Consider the following 13,329-nt stretch of genomic DNA (forward strand, 5'->3'; position numbering starts at 1 on the left):
GAGCTATACGTGATTACATCGACTCCCACAACCAGCACCCCAAGGCCTTCGTCTGGACCGCCTCGGTCGAGGCCATCATGAAGAAAATATCCAAATGTAAAGAAGCGTTAGATACAGGACACTAGCTCAGGCTTCTGGTTCGCACACTGGTGATTTACCTGGTGCGATCGCGAGCGTTCAAAAGGAATGGTGGGGAACGGGCTGGCCGGCAGTACTTTTGTCCTGTGAACAATCTGCCAGACTTTCCCCAAGATATGCTCCGGCTGGTCAAGCTGGACGTGATCCTGCGTGGTCAGAAAGGCGATGTCAGTTCGCGGGTTTGTGTCGGCTAAGTCGTGGACCACTTGCAGGAGGTTTTGAAGCCGCTGCTCACTCGAAGTGATCCAGAGAAGTCGAAACGTCGGAATCTTGAGGCCAGCGAGTAACGACTTCGATTGCCAGAAATCCAGTTACGCTTCCAGCTTTGTCCGGATTCTGGTTAATGGGGCGGTCGCCCGGTCAACTTCCAGCATGCAGAAGAAGTCTTTGTCTTGGGTGCGAAGTCCGAAAAATCCATCCGGCACAATCGGCACCTGAACAGGTGCTGTGCCGTCAGGCGTCTCGGCCTTGCTGCCTCGTGATTCGCCCAGGTGTCGGGCGGAGACGCCCGACATTACAAAATGCCGCTAATTGGACCTCGCACCTTGGGCACGTTGTCGAACGTCGGGCAACAGCATTCGGGTGCCGGTACCACCAGCATTGAGTTTGGCCAGGTACATAGGGGGTTGCTCCAAATCCGTAAGGGTCTCCGATTCAACAGTTCCTGGCCGGTCGGTCGTGTGCCAATCCCAGCCTCTCCGCGGCTAAAGTTTTTTGTGGAAATCCTGTTTTTTTCGCTTGACAGCTATGGGATAATGGTTATCTTGCTCGTGCAATCGGAAAGTGTTACTCTTTCTGTGGATTACCTAATATCGTCCACCCAGGTAGGCCGAGCAACCTGCCTGGGGTTTTTATTTGTATCATTTCCCCTATGAAATAGTCGGTTAACGCCAGTCGAATTGGACCAAGGAGCACCGAAGTCGTTCTTGCCTCCCTCCTTGCAAGGCACCCCAGAATCGGGGCATCTTCACCACCCGCCATAGACTCCTTGATAAAAAAATCGCTTGACACAACTTCGGAATGAGGATAAAATTGCCCCCGATACTGAAGTGAAAATGATTATCATTTTCATTTGTCATCGAGAGATTTTGATATTGGGAGTCAGATACGAGCACGTTTCAGAAGACAGTCGCTACCACCTCCTTGATTATCGCCACCTCGTGCCCGAAGGCAATTGGCCAGTTTCTTTGGATTGACTTGTCCGAAGGGATGCACCCGCATTGCACGGACTTGGAGCTGCATCATACTACCGGTGTGTCTGGTACGAGAAGTTTCGAGTACGGGATCAATTTCATCAACAGCTTTTCCTCGAGGGCCTGTGTGACGATCGCACAAGTGTTCACGCAACAGGAGGACGAGCCTATCAAGTGGGACGCATTCCAGATTCACGGGCAATTTCAAATCGTTGGCGCTGGACGCTCGCCGGTGGATGCATCGTTGCGAGTAGAGTACAGTCGCCGGTTATCCCTTACGGCGCCAAATCAACTTGAAGCCCGGTTGATTTTGTCTCGCCAAATCGATAAGGTCGCCGTCACCCTAAATCCTGTATATGGAATGACCTGGGCTCCAGGCAGCCCTGTAACAATTGCTGGATTTGACACCGGTATAGGAGTTCAGGTTTCCGAGAGCTTCAGCATTGCAGTGGAATCGACGACTCGACATCAATTCGCCAACTCGGATCCATCGCTCACAGAGTCGCATTTTGGTCCAACAATCGGGCTTACTGCTGAAGGGATCAGCTTTCTGGTCGGGTACCTGCGGGCATTGACTGACGACGGTGATGACACGCAACTTCAATTTCTCGTTGGGATCGGCCTTTGATTGATACTTACTAAGGACATTTCAAAAATTCGAACCAAGTTGGCCGATCAGCCGACCCTACGCCCCTAACTCTCTGTTAGCCAAGGGCCAACTGGAAACAATTTGTCTGAAAAGACAGCTCTGGCACCTTAACTCCAGACTTTTCAGAAAAATACGCTTGACAGCTTAGGGAAATGCAGATAAACTTCCTCCCAATTATCAAATGAAAATGAAAATCATTTTCATTTAGTTACGCTTATTGAAATCAGGAGGATCGTGTGAAAACCACCCTTATCGCGCTGGCAACACTCACTCTTATCACGGCAGCTTCAAGCCAAGCGGACCGTCGCAAGTACGTCTGGGCCTACGGGACCCAAACAATTGCGGCCGATGCCAGTGAGCTTGAGCTGTACCAAACCACGAAGTTGGCGGAGAACGACTGTTGGGAGTATCGAATCGAGATCGAACATGGCCTTTCCCCTCGTGCTGACCTGGCCATCTATCAGATATTTTCGCAGAAGGAAGGGGGATCATTTAAGTGGGATGCACTCCAGATTCGCGGGCGGTATCGTCTAGCGGAAGCAGGGCGCCTTCCGTTCGCGGCTACGGCGTATGTCGAGTACAATCGAAAGATCGATTTGAAAGAGCCAAACAAGGCGGAATTCAAGCTGTTGCTTGCGCGCGATTTCGACCGCGTCAATTTGGCGCTCAATCCGGTGTACGAGGTTTTCTGGGCGCCGGGTGAAGCCGAGCACGAACTTGGATTCGATACCGGCTTGTCGTACGAATTGTCATACAAGTGGACAGTCGGCATCGAGTCAACGAGTCGTCACGAATTTATCGACGCCGGCGATGACGAGACCTCGTCGTATTTCGGACCAACTATTTCATTCGCTTCCGGTGAGATCTATTACACGGTCGGATACGCCTGGGGGATTACAGATGACAGCGATGACGCCCGTGTCAGGTTCCTTATGGGAGTTGGGTTGTGAGAACCGGACGATTGATTCATGCCGCATGCGCGGCAGCGGTAGTCTCATTGCTAATGATCGCGTGCGGCCCAACCGGCTCCGGCGAGGAGAAGTCGCCCGGTGAAATGGCATTCCGGCGCAGTTGCCAGACCTGTCATTCGCTGCCGAAACCATCGAAGAAGACCGATGAGGAGTGGCCGGCGCTGGTCCGGCGGTATGGTGAGAAGGCGAAACTTTCTCCAGAGACAATTGCGCAGATAACGGAGTATCTGAGAGCTTCGAATTAGGCCAAGGAAGTTTCGATGTTTGTAGCGATTAATTTTATAACCTGCAGACCGGACTACCGCCAGCGCTTTGAAGAACTGCTTGCATCTCGGGTTCAGGCGATTGACGAGATGCCCGGTTTCATCAGAATGAAAGTTTTACGTCCTACTACCGCCGGCGAGCCGTACCTGGTGCAAAGTGAGTGGGAGAACCGGGAATCGTTTCAGGCCTGGTCGCGCTCGGACGCCTTCTGGCGCGGACACTGTCGAGGTTTTGATGATATACAGAAAGCCAAGGAGGCGGCTGAAGAGCCCCCGATGAATTCTCGGTTCATCATGTACGAGGTGATCGCTGAATGAAGCGGTGGCTCTGCCGATTCGGGTGGGGGGCGCTGCTGTTCTTCGCCCTCAAGGGAATTCTGTGGCTAGCGGTTCCGGTGTTTGTCATGAGAAGCTGCAACTGAACAGAATGGCATGACTGCCTCACTCACTTGCCGGAGGCGACTCGCCTGAGGTAGCCGATCTCCCCTTTTTGTCGCCGACGAGTTTTCTGCAGCATCTGATCGATATATTCTGACAATCGCGCGGCGGCGGTGCGGGCCTCATCCCGGCGCTCGAGTGATTCGAGACAACGGACGATGGCGGCATCGCACTCGATCAGGTTGTAGTAGTTGCCGGGGTCGTTCTTAAGATGCTCTCGCAGAATGGCGTACGTCTCCAGAGCGCGTCCGAACTCCTTTTCTTCAAACCACGCCTGCGCGAGCGGCCAGTGGAACGATTTCCCTTCAGGATACCGGGCGATCATTTCTTGAGCGACCGCAATGGCTGAGTCACGCTCCTCGCGGTCGATCCAGATCCAAATCAGCGAGCTGCGAGCGATCTCACGAGAGAGGCGAGAAGAATCGACGGCCAGTGACAATTCCGCAATGCCGCGAGATTTGTCGTTACGGAAAAAGCCGAGCCACCTAAGCAGCCCGGCCTTGGCCGATTTCCAGTAATGGTAGGAACCGAGCCCGGCGTAGATGTCGTAGTTGGCGCTGTCCTCTCTCAGCGCGTTCATGTATTCCCCTTTGGCTCCGAGTCCCAGCCGAACCGCCGACGTGAACGAACCGAAGCGAGAGGCATAGATGGACCGGTACGCTTTCACGTGCCCACGGATCAGATACATCCAGGAGCGATACTGTCGATCACTCGAGACCAATCCTTCGTTCGCCAGCGCCTCGGCTCGGTCCAGGAGACTGTCGTACCGAAGCGGCGAGATCTCTTCTTCCTGATCGATCATTTCGGCCATTAGTGTGACGGCGTTGAAAAAGTAGCCGATCGGATCATCCGGATAGGTCGCACAATAGACGGCGCATGCCGAGTCTGCCTGCTGGAATTGGTCGTTGAAAACGAAATGCTGAATGGTCTGAAGTTCACTGACCCGAGTGGTGTCCGGATACGGCGTGGCGCCGACAGTGCAGGATGCCAGAACGAAGAGTATGGTGGAGAGTATGCAGATTCGGACGAGGAATGTCATGGCACCAAACTACGGCGGCACGGCACCAACTTCAACTTCAAAGCAATCGGGGGCGGCGAACGTATCCGGACGACTATTCGATAATCTGCGGACGATCCGGCAGCTCGTTGCGGTCGTCATCATGGTGCGGAAAGAAACGCGCCAGCTCATTACCGATTGCAGTGACGGCCTGGACCATTCCTTCGGCGTGGCGACCGGCCCTGATTCCTTCCATGATCATGGCATGCGGCTCGTCCCAGTAGTCCTTGGGGACCTTGGTCGCGATGGCGACGTCGGCAATAACCGCCGCCTGTTCTTCTTCGAGCGATACCAGGATCAACACGCCGGTATGCCCGCGAGTCGGTTTGAGCTTATAGAATAGGTGAAGCGCATTGTTCCAGACCGCGCGACGGCGTCGGCTTTCGCTCTTAAGCAGCTTCCCGAGCCCGAAGTAGCCGGCTAAAAAACCGATAATGCTCCAGAGTGCCCCCTGGGTGAAGTTGAGATAGGTCCCCCAGTTCGATTCTTTGGTCAGGTACAGTGACACTACCAGACAAACGACGGCTGCCAGGCTCGATACAACGACCCGCTCCAGAAGCCACGACCGAGACTGCGGGGCCAGCTTGATAGCCAATTCGCCGCTGGATTTCTTCTCCGCTGCCGTCACGGCCTGCTGGATGGCATCCAGGTCCGCCTCGGAAAAATACTTGTCAACTAACGTGGGCATATCGTATTCCACCCTCACCATCCGCCGCTGGCGCCGCCGCCACCCGAGGAACCACCGCCGAAACTGAACCCGCCGCCTCCGCCTGAACCACCGCCGCTAAAGCCGCCAAATCCGCCGCCGAACGAGCCAGTGTGCCAGCCGCCAAATCGCCGCGCTTTGCGCAGCGCCATGACGAGAAAGAACAGGAACAGAAGTCCGGGCAGAGCGAGCACGCGGGGCGTTTGCTTATCGTTATCTTCGGACTTGTCACCAAGCGCCGGAGGCTTGTATTCGCCGCCGATCCCCATGATGATGCCGTCGATGGCGACATCAATCCCGCCTGCGTATTCCTTCTGCCGAAACCGCTGCGACATCGGCGAATTGCGGTTGACCAGCCGCCCGCTCTCGGCATCGGTCAACTCAGCCTCAAGACCATAGCCGACTTCAATGCGAGCACGACGTTCTTCCAACGCGATGATCAAGAGCACGCCGTTATCTTTGGCCGCCTTGCCGATCCCCCACTGTTTGAACACATCGTGGGCGAAATCTTCGAGCGGCTCTCCATCGAGACTCGGCATAATCAGCACGCCGATCTCGTTGGTACTTTGTGTTCGGTAGTCAAGCAGCTTGGTCTCGAGCTGCTGCTTGTCCCCAGCACTCAGAAGACCGGCCAGATCAGTGACCGGTCCCTTGTAGGCAGGAATGGCAACTCCGAGAGCGAGTGCCGGCAGCAACAGCGCCACCGATGCAACCAGAAATGCCCGGACCAACAAGTGGCTACTTGTTGTTGAATGCATCTTTCACGCTGGGCGCTTTCTGCGCTTCAACATCGGCGGCAAAAAACGCCTTTTCGTAGGGGAAGCCAAAGATCGATCCGGCGATCAACGCCATGACGCCCTTCTGGCGATAGACGTTGTACTCGCGGATGACCTCGTTGTACACGCGGCGCTCCTGCGCAATCCGGTTCTCCGTCCCTTCGAGCTGCACCAGCAGGTCGCTGTACATCTGGTCCCCTTTGATCTCGGGGTACCGCTCCACGACCACATTGATGAACGAATTCAACTGACGCGAAAGCTGCCCGGCGAGCGAGTCCAAAAGAAGCGGGTTGCCACTGTTGAGAGCGGATTCGGCCGCGCTTTTGAGGTCGATCACCCGCTGCCGCATGGCGATAACATCGGTGAGGGTCTGCTGCTGGCGCTGCATGAAATTATCCACGCTGGCGACCAGGTTCGGCACGAGGTCGAACCGACGCTGGTAGACGTTCTGCACCTGTCCCCACTTTTCATCGACACCCTGTGAACGGTCGATCAGACCGCCGCGCGCGCTCCAGATGGCGCCGCCGAGGACGATCACGACCAGCAGTAACACCGCAAGAATGGCCAGAAAAACTTTCACATTCGTCTCCTTTCATGACGACAAGCGTTCGGACGACATTCCTGCCGCCGGGCTGTCGAATCTGTCTGTCAGATGGACAAATACGTTGACAATGATAGGATGTTTCTAAAATCGGAGTCAAGGGAAAGGGGAAGCGCGTCAGGTCACATCATCCGCCTGGCGGCGGATGCCAGGACCTTACGCAACAGGCCCGACTACTGACAACTCCTTCATAATATGCTCTGCGGCATGACCATCACCATAGAACGACCTCGAAAAGTTGGCACGGTGGTTCATCATCGAGCGAACTGCCGAGTGAATCGCGCTCGAATCGACTCCGGAAACAACATTGGCCCCGCACTCCACCAGCTCAACCCATTCCGTTTCATCGCGTAAGGTCACGCACGGTTTGCCGAAAAAATACGCTTCTTTTTGAAGCCCGCCGCTGTCGGTCAACACGATACTGCACGCCTTCAGCAGTTCAAGCATATCGAAATAGGTGACCGGTTCAATCACTGTTATGGCGGGCGGGCGCCCATGCTCCGACAGCACTCGACGAGTCCGCGGATGAAGCGGCAGAATGACCGGCGTCTCCCGGTGTATCTGCTCCAGTGCCTCCACGATCGAAGTGAGCCGGCTTATGTCATCGGTGTTTTCGGCGCGATGCAGCGTACACAGCGCAAACTGTCGGAGGTTTAGGCGCTTGATGATGTCGGAATGCTCTGCGGAAAATTGACCATAGAATCGGGCGGCATCGAGCATAACATCGCCGCACTGCACGATCCGGGCGCCCGCTTGCTCCACGCCTTCCTGGCGAAGATTTCGGACTGCGGTATCGGTAGGACAGAACAACAGAGACGACAGATGGTCGGTCGTTACTCGATTCAGTTCCTCCGGCATGTTTCGATTGAAACTGCGCAGCCCAGCCTCGACATGCGCCACCGGTATGCCCAACTTGGCCGCACAGAGCGCCCCGGCAAGTGTCGAATTGGTGTCACCATAGACCAACACGATATCCGGTTTCTCCGCAGTCAGCACTGGTTCCAGCCTGAGCATCATCTGCGACGTCATGGCGGCGTGACTGAGCGAGTTGACTTCAAGATTGTATGCAGGCGACGGTATCCCCAGTTGTTCGAAGAACACCGCCGACATGTTGTTATCGAAGTGCTGCCCGGTATGGACAATGACCTCACGAAGTTCTGGGTGAGCCGCGATCCGACGGCTGACCATGGCCGCTTTGATGAACTGTGGTCGGGCCCCCACGACCGTGACGATCTTCCTGCGTGAGCTCACGTATGGCGCGGCCTACAGTCGGAAGTAGTCTTCAAATGGGAGATGAAACTCCGGCGGATAATATTCCCCCTTCTCCCGGTCAAGGCGGTACCCTTTGTAGTAGTCTCCGGAAGCGATCTTGCGGATCATCGTCACGAATGTGTCAACTTCGGACCTGGTGTTGTACAGCCCAAACGACATGCGGATAGTACCCGGGATATTCGAGCGGTCCCGTGAACGGATTTGGTCTTCCAGTTCTTTCGCCTCCCTCTCGCCGACTCTCAAGAGCGTCTTCACGTAGGTGTGCGCGCAGAAACAGCCGGACCGTACGCCGATTCCCCCCTCATAGCTCAGGATCGCCGCCACCAACGCGTGCGGCAGATTCCCCACGTTCATTGATATCACGCCAAGGCGATTGCGGGCATTGGCGGGGTCGGTATCGCCGAAGAGGTTAACCGCGGATATTTTTTCCAGCTCGGTCAAGGCGTAGGCGGTGAGATTGGACTCGTGCTCGATGATCGCTTCCCAACCGAGCGATTCGAGCAGTTTGATCGCTTTGCCAAGAGCCACCACGCCGATAATGTCCGGCGTGCCGGCTTCTTCCTTCTCCGGAAGGTCGGTCCAGTAGGCATCCTCGAGCGTCACGATATCGACCACGCCCCCGCCGACCGCATCCGGCTCTCCCTGCTCAAATGTCCGCTTGTCTCCTACGAGCACCCCTACGCCAAACGGCGCATACATCTTGTGGCCGGAGAACACCAGATAGTCAATCCGGTGTTCGGGGTCGTGCGGCTTCATATTGACCGGCCGGTGCGGCACCAACTGGGCGCCATCGACCAGGATCCTCGCGCCGGCATCGTGTGTGGCGCGAGCAAAAAAATCGAGGTCGTTGATATAGCCGGTGACGTTCGATGCGCCGGTGATCGCGACCAGCTTCACCTTGGCGCCGTGACGCTTCAAAAGCGAGAGAAAGTGCTCCTTACAGACTGTGCCGTCGTCGTTCGTCCCCACGTGCTCGACCCGCCCGACCCGTCGCCACGGCAGTTCGTTGGAATGGTGCTCCATCAGCGTGGTAAGGATCACATCTCCGCGCTCAAGCGGCAGCCGGTTGGCCAGCTTATTGATGGCCTCAGTGCTATTCTTGGTGAATATTACCACCTGGTCTCTCAAGTCGGCACCGACGAACCGTGCTACCAGATCGCGGGACCGTTCGAATATCCAGCTCGACAACTGCGATTTGAATCCGGTGCCCCGGTGGACATTCGAGTACCAGCGAAGGAACGAGTTGACGGCATCGGCGATCGGCACAAATGTAGGCGTCGACGCGGCGTTGTCGAAATTGATGTATGGCCGGGGACCATGCAAGGTCGGTACGACCGTATCGGCACCGATCAACAAACGAGGAAGATCAGCTATGCGTACTTTGTCGGCTACGGCCGGTGCTACCGGTGATGTGCTCATGCAAGCCTCCAGTCAATGGTCATGCGCAGACCGAATATATGGAAATAAGCGGCGGAACGAAAGGGGCTGAAAAGATAAGGTTAGAGGGTCTCGAGCAAATCGAGGTATTTACGCGCCCAAAGCTCGCGGCGGTGATGCTTGGTGGCGTACGTCAGGTACCGGCTCCCCAGGCTGTCCCCATCGATCTCCCCGGATCTCAACTGCAGGACGATATCGGCAAGGCGGTTGGGCTCATCGGGCGGGAACCAGAGCGCACCACCCGCTTTCTCCAGTTCGCTGATCGCTTCGCTGTCGCGCGAGCCGAACACGATCGGACGGCCGGAGGCCATGTATTCGTACAGCTTGGATGGCACGCCCCGTTTGGCCACGGGTGCATCTTTCAAACTGTGTATCAACACGTTGGAGGCTTTGAGAAAGTGCGGAATGGTTTCCAGCGGTTGCGAACCGACAAACGCCACGTTCTTCAGTCCGTAATCGTGCGCCATTCCCTCCAGGGCATCCCGTTTCTGACCATCCCCGACGAACACGAAGCACACATCGGGTTGATCGTTGAGTTGGCGTGCGGCTTCAATGACGGTCTCCAGTGAGTGCGCCCAGCCCAGTGTGCCGGCGTACAGCACCAGGAACTTTTCTTCCCAGCCGAATTTCTTTCGAATGCCGTTGAATCCGGCGGTAGCGAACTCGCTTGAGAATCCTGACTTGATAGTGGCAATGCGGCCTCTTGGAAGTCCCAGCCCCTCAAGATATTCCGCCATGCCATTGGTCACCGGCACGAGCAGGTCGGCTTTCCGGTACAGCCCGTGCATCATTTTCTTGAGCGCCCGGGTGAACACTGAGCGGTTCAGATTGCCAAAATCCTCTGCCGATTCCGGCTGAAGGTCTCGTATTTCGATTATCAGCCGCGAGCGGCGAAGCTTGCTCAGAAGCCAGCCAATGAGCGGCGTATTAACGGGCGGCGTTGAAGCCAGGACGATATCGACTTTCCCCTTGATACGAAAGGCATTGAGCAAAGATGTTACAAGGAAAGTCACAAAACCGATCATCCGTTTACCGGGGTACCGGTTCGGTGCCGCCAAGACCCATGTCCGGTACACTTTCACGCCCTCCATCAGTTCGGACTGGAAGAAGTGGCCCCGGTATTTGGGCGGCACGATGCCGTCCGGATAGTTCGGGATGGCTGTCAGCACCGATACCTGGTGCCCATTGGCAGCGAAATAGCGCGCAAACTCAAAAAGACGCCTCACGGCGCCTCTCTCAGGAGGGAAGTGCTGTGTCACTATCAGGATATGCATATTCCTATTGTCGTGAGTGTAGCAATTCCTCGTCCCAATGGCAAGATAATAATTCTGCGGTGTATGTTTTTTTGCACGACGCCATAGAAGAGCTTGACACCAATGTTCGCCTGTTTTATCCTCTTTATCCGAAAAGGCTGAAATGATTCTTGCTTCTAAGGGTATAAACAACGAGAGACTTTTGTAGGAGGTACTGAATGAAGAAACTACTGATCATCATGATCATGGTCCTGGTTGCCGCATGCATAGTCATGGCGCAGGACAAACCGGCTGCTCCGGCGGCGGAGAAAGCCAAAGCAGCGTATGTCGGCGCTGAGAAGTGCAAGATGTGCCACAAGGCCGAGTATGAGGCCTGGTCGACCACCAAGCATGCCAAGGCGTTTGAAGCGCTGAAGCCCGAAGAACAGGCGAAACCCGAATGCACCAAGTGTCATGTCACCGGCGCCACCGCCGAGGGGACAGCACTCAATGGCGTGCAGTGTGAAGCATGCCACGGTGCCGGTTCAGAATATAAAAAGCCGACCATCATGAGCAAAGCCAAGTGGGCTGCCGATCCGGCTGCGTACAAGAAGATGGCGGTCGAGGCCGGCCTCATCTATCCGGTCGAAGCTAACTGCGTGAAGTGCCACACCAAGGAAGGGAACGTGAACTTCAAAGAGTTCACTTTCGCAACGATGAAGGACAAAGTCCATCCGGTGAAGGCTGCGGCCGAGCCGGCGAAGAAGTAGACTCTTTCGATATCATTGCATGAAAAGCAGAGAGCGGCCCGATCTGGCCGCTCTTTTTTTCGTCGATGCCACAATGGCTGTAGGTTCAGTCCGGCTTTCGCGGGCGCACCATAACCGACTTTTCACGCTCAATCACCACCAGCCCCGGCTTGGTATTTCGTGGTTTGCGTACGTATCGCTTCTCCGTATATGCCACCGGCACCAAGGTGTCGTTTTTCGCTTTGCTGAAAAATGCCGTGATTGCGGCCGTCTCTTCGATTTCTGCCTTTGAAGGCTGGAACGATTTGTTCGGGTACTTTATCACCACGTGCGACCCCGGGCATTGCGACGCATGAAACCAAAGCTCGTACGGCCGGGCGAATTCGAAGGTCGTGCGGTCATTGTCGGCGCCGTCCCGCCCTACGAAGATGGTCAGTCCCGTGCTTAGTTTGTATTCCCGATATGGGAGTCTTGGCGCCACCTCCCCTTTTTCGACTACATGCGGCCGCAGCGCGGCAATGACGGTTGCATGCGTGGCGGCTGTGGTCTCAAAATTGGCCTCAAGTTCGCGCTGCAGAAGTTCCAGCTCCTTCAGTTCCGCTTGGGAAATCTCCAATCGACGTTTGAGCAGATGCAGCCCCTCGCGCCCTTTGCGATATCGCTTGAAATACGATTCCACGTTCTGTTTGGCTGACAGCGCCGGATCGAGCGGAATGCTCACCGTCTCCGGTCGGTCGCCGTACAGGTCCGTCACGGCAAGCGATGTCATCCCCCTTTTGATGTCGCCGAAGTTTATCTGCAACAGCTCTCCCTGTTTCTTGAATCGCTCAAAGTCAGCCGCCTCGTGAACATCGTGTTGAAGTTTTTCGATGCGTCGGCTCAGTTTGTGCACCGCCTTCTCGACCTGGGACAGAGTCGTCTTGCGCTCATCGGCATCTTCGACATGGGTCTGCCTGCGCCGGCTCATCGCCAGCACGGCGAGCGATAACGTTTTGAACTTCTCCGGCGTGTCGCCCGCTATCGCCAGCTTGAACGGATATGCCTCCAGGTGTCCGGCCACGGAATGGAGATACCCGGCGGTCGGACGCCGAAATCGGTCGACTATCTCTCGAACGGTATCACTGATACGGGCAGCGCCATCGTCGGAAAGGTCTGAAACATGCAGATGCTCAACGCCTGCCCGTCGAGCGGTCTCCCGTGCCAGCGTCCGGTTGAACCCGGCGATCTGCTTTTCCAGAAGCATCACGAGCGGCTGACCGGGATCTTCAGCCGTGAAACGGTCCTTCAACATCTTTGGCGTTACCGATGCAGGAGCCAGTCGGTCAGCCGGCGCGGCAACGGTGTACGGTTCCCCCTCGGTGAATTCACGCTTGCGAAGCGTCGCCAGTTTCCGATCTTTCTCGTCAAGGAGCCAGATGTTACCGTTCGGGCCGATCGCTTCGAACGACAGATGGCGCACTCTCTCGTTCTGAACCAGCGTGAAGGTGAATATACGATCGGTATCGCGCTGGGAGATCGACGTGATCCGGCCGCCGACGATCTCAAAGAAGGGCCACGGCTTTTCCGAGGTCTCGGGTGTCACTTTGGAGGCGGGGACTGCAAAGAAACCGGGTCCCGCCGGGTGATAGACGAACCCGAGCGCCCACAGGCCAGATTGGCCCTTGATGACAACATAGGCGGACCGCTCTTTCTTGTAGAACTCGGTGCTGACAACAAGTCCGTCGTGAATCTCCTGCTTCAATTCTGCCACCAAGGCCGTGATATGGAGCGCTGTCTGCATGGCGCGAATATAGCGACCGTTCGCAGCGGCGCCAAGGTACAAAGAATATCTCGCTCTGAATAACGCT

14 protein-coding genes are annotated in these 13,329 nt (G+C 55.9%); 5 read left to right on the plus strand and 9 right to left on the minus strand.

Features of this window, described 5'->3' with window-relative positions; all coding sequences use genetic code 11:
• Positions 1–449: 449 nt before the first annotated feature.
• Positions 450–653: a hypothetical protein gene (locus tag AB1644_05570; protein ID MEW6050514.1), complete on the minus strand. Its 204-nt coding sequence runs from the start codon at positions 651–653 to the stop codon at positions 450–452.
• 805 nt (positions 654–1,458) lie between these two features.
• Here AB1644_05570 and AB1644_05575 point away from each other — a divergent pair.
• From AB1644_05575 to AB1644_05590, 4 genes are all read left to right on the plus strand, one after another.
• The gene (locus AB1644_05575) at positions 1,459–1,959 is read left to right on the plus strand and encodes a hypothetical protein (protein ID MEW6050515.1); all 501 of its coding nucleotides are present in this window, start codon (positions 1,459–1,461) and stop codon (positions 1,957–1,959) included.
• A 257-nt stretch (positions 1,960–2,216) separates the two neighbouring features.
• Positions 2,217–2,930: a hypothetical protein gene (locus AB1644_05580; protein MEW6050516.1), complete on the plus strand. Its 714-nt coding sequence runs from the start codon at positions 2,217–2,219 to the stop codon at positions 2,928–2,930.
• The gene (locus AB1644_05585; protein ID MEW6050517.1) at positions 2,927–3,196 is read left to right on the plus strand and encodes a cytochrome c; all 270 of its coding nucleotides are present in this window, start codon (positions 2,927–2,929) and stop codon (positions 3,194–3,196) included. Before AB1644_05580 ends, AB1644_05585 begins: the two co-directional genes overlap by 4 nt.
• A 15-nt stretch (positions 3,197–3,211) precedes the next feature.
• Positions 3,212–3,532, plus strand: coding sequence for an antibiotic biosynthesis monooxygenase (locus tag AB1644_05590; GenBank protein MEW6050518.1), 321 nt, complete (start codon positions 3,212–3,214; stop codon positions 3,530–3,532).
• A 127-nt stretch (positions 3,533–3,659) separates the two neighbouring features.
• Here AB1644_05590 and AB1644_05595 read toward each other — a convergent pair whose 3' ends face one another.
• The 7 genes from AB1644_05595 to AB1644_05625 all read right to left on the minus strand — a co-directional run bounded on the left by AB1644_05595 (position 3,660) and on the right by AB1644_05625 (position 10,727).
• Positions 3,660–4,691 (minus strand): hypothetical protein, encoded by a 1,032-nt coding sequence (locus AB1644_05595; protein MEW6050519.1) that lies wholly within the window; start codon positions 4,689–4,691, stop codon positions 3,660–3,662.
• A gap of 73 nt (positions 4,692–4,764) precedes the next feature.
• A complete protein-coding gene (locus AB1644_05600; protein MEW6050520.1) occupies positions 4,765–5,397 on the minus strand; it encodes a hypothetical protein in 633 nt (210 codons plus the stop codon).
• Positions 5,398–5,411: 14 nt separating this feature from the next.
• A complete protein-coding gene (locus tag AB1644_05605) occupies positions 5,412–6,146 on the minus strand; it encodes a TPM domain-containing protein (GenBank protein ID MEW6050521.1) in 735 nt (244 codons plus the stop codon).
• 7 nt (positions 6,147–6,153) lie between these two features.
• Complete coding sequence (locus tag AB1644_05610) at positions 6,154–6,771, minus strand: LemA family protein (GenBank protein MEW6050522.1); 618 nt, start codon at positions 6,769–6,771, stop codon at positions 6,154–6,156.
• A gap of 177 nt (positions 6,772–6,948) precedes the next feature.
• On the minus strand, positions 6,949–8,043 hold the full coding sequence (wecB, locus tag AB1644_05615; protein ID MEW6050523.1) for a UDP-N-acetylglucosamine 2-epimerase (non-hydrolyzing): 1,095 nt from the start codon (positions 8,041–8,043) through the stop codon (positions 6,949–6,951).
• A gap of 12 nt (positions 8,044–8,055) precedes the next feature.
• Positions 8,056–9,483: an aminotransferase class V-fold PLP-dependent enzyme gene (locus tag AB1644_05620; protein ID MEW6050524.1), complete on the minus strand. Its 1,428-nt coding sequence runs from the start codon at positions 9,481–9,483 to the stop codon at positions 8,056–8,058.
• An 80-nt stretch (positions 9,484–9,563) separates the two neighbouring features.
• Positions 9,564–10,727, minus strand: a complete 1,164-nt coding sequence (locus tag AB1644_05625) for a glycosyltransferase family 4 protein (protein ID MEW6050525.1) — start codon at positions 10,725–10,727, stop codon at positions 9,564–9,566.
• A gap of 245 nt (positions 10,728–10,972) precedes the next feature.
• On the opposite strand from AB1644_05625, the gene AB1644_05630 reads away from it, so the two are divergent.
• Positions 10,973–11,503, plus strand: a complete 531-nt coding sequence (locus AB1644_05630; protein MEW6050526.1) for a cytochrome c family protein — start codon at positions 10,973–10,975, stop codon at positions 11,501–11,503.
• An 85-nt stretch (positions 11,504–11,588) separates the two neighbouring features.
• Here AB1644_05630 and AB1644_05635 read toward each other — a convergent pair whose 3' ends face one another.
• Positions 11,589–13,304: an NFACT RNA binding domain-containing protein gene (locus AB1644_05635; protein ID MEW6050527.1), complete on the minus strand. Its 1,716-nt coding sequence runs from the start codon at positions 13,302–13,304 to the stop codon at positions 11,589–11,591.
• Positions 13,305–13,329: the final 25 nt, after the last annotated feature.

The organism is Candidatus Zixiibacteriota bacterium (assembly GCA_040753875.1).
In the GTDB taxonomy this organism is placed as follows: Bacteria; Zixibacteria; MSB-5A5; order GN15; family FEB-12; genus DATKJY01.

Bases quoted from the DNA above. Each gene is read 5' to 3' on its own strand.
- AB1644_05570 (MEW6050514.1), bottom strand. From the start codon at position 653: ATGTCGGGCGTCTCCGCCCGACACCTGGGCGAATCACGAGGCAGCAAG.
- AB1644_05590 (MEW6050518.1), top strand. From the start codon at position 3,212: ATGTTTGTAGCGATTAATTTTATAACCTGCAGACCGGACTACCGCCAG.
- AB1644_05595 (MEW6050519.1), bottom strand. From the start codon at position 4,691: ATGACATTCCTCGTCCGAATCTGCATACTCTCCACCATACTCTTCGTT.
- AB1644_05600 (MEW6050520.1), bottom strand. From the start codon at position 5,397: ATGCCCACGTTAGTTGACAAGTATTTTTCCGAGGCGGACCTGGATGCC.
- AB1644_05620 (MEW6050524.1), bottom strand. From the start codon at position 9,483: ATGAGCACATCACCGGTAGCACCGGCCGTAGCCGACAAAGTACGCATA.
- AB1644_05630 (MEW6050526.1), top strand. From the start codon at position 10,973: ATGAAGAAACTACTGATCATCATGATCATGGTCCTGGTTGCCGCATGC.